Annotated in this window: 1 protein-coding gene; it reads right to left on the bottom strand. The window is 72.6% G+C overall.

Annotation, left to right across the window (positions count from 1 at the left end; all coding sequences use genetic code 11):
- The coding region (locus tag ACFY30_RS39290; protein WP_390849945.1) for a type I polyketide synthase at positions 1 to 2,548 on the bottom strand (2,548 nt) is incomplete at both ends.

Here is a 2,548-nt window from a genome sequence, read left to right as displayed (position 1 = left end):
GCCCGGCACCCTCCGCCGCCACCCACCGCGCCACCCGCGCACCCAACACACCCGTACCACCCGTGACCAGCACCGTCCCCCGCGGACGCCAACCCGCACCCCCGTCCACAGGACGCACCCGCTCCAAACGACGCCCGAACACACCCGACCCACGCACCGCGATCTGGTCCTCGTCGGCGAGTCCGCCCGAGAGGACCGCCACCAGGGCGTTCCCGGCGGTGCCGTCGAGGGCGGCCGGGAGGTCGACCAGACCGCCCCAGCGGTCGGAGGCCTCCAGGGCGGCCACCCGGCCGAGCCCCCAGACGGCACTCCGGACCGGGTCGACGGCCGCGTCCGCGCGGCCGACCGCGACGGCGCCCCGGGTCAGCACCCACAGCGGAGCCGTCACGCCCGCGTCGCCCAAGGCCTGGACGAGCGCCAGCGAACCCGAGACACCCACCGGCACACCCTCCTCGGACACCTCGTCCGAGGAAGCCAGCAGGGACACCACACCCGCCACCGGCGGCAGATCCTTCAGCCGCGCGGCGAGCAGCGCCCGGTCCGCGTGCGGGTCGCACGTCCAGCACTCGACATCGGCGCCCGCCGCGGTGAGTGTCTCCCCTATCGAGGCGACCCAGGGGTCCCCGTCGAGGCCGTCCGGTACGACCACCAGCCACCGGCCCGCCAGTGCCACATCACGCGATATCCCGGCCAGAGGCGCCCAGTGCACCCGGTACCGGGAGCGGTCCGCCTCGGCCTGCTCCCGGCTCTGCCGCCGCCAGGACGTCAGCGCGGGCAGCACCGCCCCCACGACCTCCTCCCCCAGCTCCAGCGCACCCGCCAGAGCCTCCACATCCTCCCGCTCGACCGCCTCCCAGAAACGGGCGTCGACCTCGCTCCCCCCGACCGGCTCCCGCCGCACGACCTCCGGCCAGTACCGCTGGTGCTGGAAGGCATACGTCGGCAGTCCGGCGGTTCCGACACCGCCGTCGCCCAGCATCTGCGACCAATCGACGGTTCCGCCGGACACGAAGACGCCGGCCAGCGCGGACAACACCGACCTCGTCTCGGGCCGGTCCTTGCGCAGAGCGGTCACGAAGACCGGCGGATCACGGTCGACCACGCTCTCACCGTCCACGACAGCCTGGGCCAGGGCGGTGAGGGTGCCGTCCGGGCCGAGTTCGAGGAAGCGGCGGACGTTGTCCGGTCCGTCCAGGGTGCGTACAGCGGCGGCGAAGCGCACCGTGGCACGGACGTGCTCCACCCAGTAGTCCGGTGAGGTCAGTTCCTCGGCGGCGGCCGCGCCGGTGACCGTCGAGACGATCGGTATCCGCGGCTGCTCGTAGGACAGGCTGTCGGCCACCTTGCGGAAGTCGTCGAGCATCGGTTCCATCAGCGGCGAGTGGAAGGCATGGCTCACCCGCAACGCCGTGACCTTGCGGCCCCGGCCACGCAAACGCTCCGCGATCTCGCCAACCACCTCGGCCGCACCCGAAACCACCACCGCACGCGGCCCGTTGACCGCGGCGACGCCCACCGCGTCACCCAGCAGCGGCAGCACCTCCTCCTCGGACGCCTGCACCGCCACCATCGCACCGCCGGCCGGCAGCGCCTGCATCAGCCGGCCCCGCGCCACCACGAGACGACACGCGTCCGCCAGCGACCACACCCCCGCCACATGGGCGGCCGCGATCTCACCGATCGAATGACCGGCCAGCACATCGGGACGCACACCCCACGACTCCAGCAGCCGGAACAGCGCCACCTCAAGGGCGAAGAGCGCGGGCTGCGCGTACTCCGTACGGTTCAGAAGATCCGCGTCCTCACCGAACACCACGTCGACCAGGGGAAGTTCGAGGTGCGGGTCCAGGTGGGCGCACACGGCGTCGAAGGCATCGGCGAAGACCGGGTACTCCTCGTACAGCTCCCGGCCCATGCCCAGGCGTTGCGAGCCCTGACCGGCGAACAGGAAAGCCGTGCGGCCCCCTTCACCGACCTCGCCCGCCACCACACCGACAGCCGGCTCACCCGCCGCGACGGCCCCCAGACCGTCCAGCAACTCCCCTCGGTCGGCGCCGAGCACCACGGCCCGGTGCTCGAACACCGAACGCGACCGGACCAAAGACCCAGCGATGCTCGCGACATCCACCGCACCGACGCCGGCCACGAACTCCGCCAGCCGACCGGCCTGCTCCCGCAACGCGGCCCGGCTCCGCGCCGACACCACCCATGGAACAACGGAGGACACCGGCGCATCGGCACCCGAAGAGACGGAAAGCTCCTCGCCGACGGGTTGTTCGAGCACGACATGGGCGTTGGTGCCGCTCACGCCGAAGGCGGACACGGCGGCGCGCCGCGGCCGACCTTCCTCACCGGCCCACTCCCGCTCCTGGGTGAGCAGTTCGACCGCACCGGCCGACCAGTCCACGTGCGACGACGGCGCGTCCACATGCAGAGTGCGCGGCAGCAGACCATGCTGCATCGCCAGCACCATCTTGATCACACCCGCCACCCCGGCCGCCGCCTGCGTGTGCCCGATGTTCGACTTCACCGACCCCAGCCACAACGG

Origin of the sequence: Streptomyces sp. NPDC000345, assembly GCF_042898825.1 — a bacterium.
Taxonomy (GTDB): Bacteria; Actinomycetota; Actinomycetes; order Streptomycetales; family Streptomycetaceae; genus Streptomyces.
This window is presented reverse-complemented; position numbering and strand designations above follow the sequence as displayed.